The organism is Streptomyces sp. NPDC001663 (assembly GCF_042893105.1).
Taxonomy (GTDB): domain Bacteria; phylum Actinomycetota; class Actinomycetes; order Streptomycetales; family Streptomycetaceae; genus Streptomyces.
On sequence record NZ_JBIAUR010000061.1, the window covers coordinates 1 to 1,052 of the forward strand.

1 rRNA gene is annotated in these 1,052 nt (G+C 58.1%); it reads left to right on the forward strand.

Going from position 1 to position 1,052, the window contains the following annotated elements:
- Positions 1–1,052, forward strand: a 23S ribosomal RNA gene (locus ACFY1L_RS56015); the annotation flags it as partial.

Genomic DNA, 1,052 nt, shown 5'->3' on the forward strand with positions numbered 1-1,052 from the left:
TCTCGTGACTGCGTGCCTTTTGAAGAATGAGCCTGCGAGTTTGCGGTGTGTTGCGAGGTTAACCCGGGTGGGGTAGCCGTAGCGAAAGCGAGTCCGAACAGGGCGCTGTAGTAGCACGCTCAAGACCCGAAGCGGAGTGATCTAGCCATGGGCAGGTTGAAGCGGAGGTAAGACTTCGTGGAGGACCGAACCCACCAGGGTTGAAAACCTGGGGGATGACCTGTGGTTAGGGGTGAAAGGCCAATCAAACTCCGTGATAGCTGGTTCTCCCCGAAATGCATTTAGGTGCAGCGTCGTGTGTTTCTTGCCGGAGGTAGAGCACTGGATAGGCGATGGGCCCTACCGGGTTACTGACCTTAGCCAAACTCCGAATGCCGGTAAGTGAGAGCGCGGCAGTGAGACTGTGGGGGATAAGCTCCATGGTCGAGAGGGAAACAGCCCAGAGCATCGACTAAGGCCCCTAAGCGTACGCTAAGTGGGAAAGGATGTGGAGTCGCACAGACAACCAGGAGGTTGGCTTAGAAGCAGCCACCCTTGAAAGAGTGCGTAATAGCTCACTGGTCTAGTGATTCCGCGCCGACAATGTAGCGGGGCTCAAGCGTACCGCCGAAGTCGTGTCATTGCGATATATACCCCCAACGGGGATCGTGATGGGTAGGGGAGCGTCGTCTGCCGGGTGAAGCGGCCGTGTAAGCGAGTCGTGGACGGTTGACGAGTGAGAATGCAGGCATGAGTAGCGATTCACACGTGGGAAACGTGTGCGCCGATTGACTAAGGGTTCCTGGGTCAAGCTGATCTGCCCAGGGTAAGTCGGGACCTAAGGCGAGGCCGACAGGCGTAGTCGATGGATAACCGGTTGATATTCCGGTACCCGCTGTGAAGCGTCAAACACTGAACCTTCTGATGCTAAGGCCGTGAAGCCGCCCCGGAGCCTTCGGGCAAAGGGGAGTGGTGGAGCCGCCGGACCAAGGTGGTAGTAGGTGAGTGATGGGGTGACGCAGGAAGGTAGTCCATCCCGGGCGGTGGTTGTCCCGGGGTAAGGGTGTAGGCCG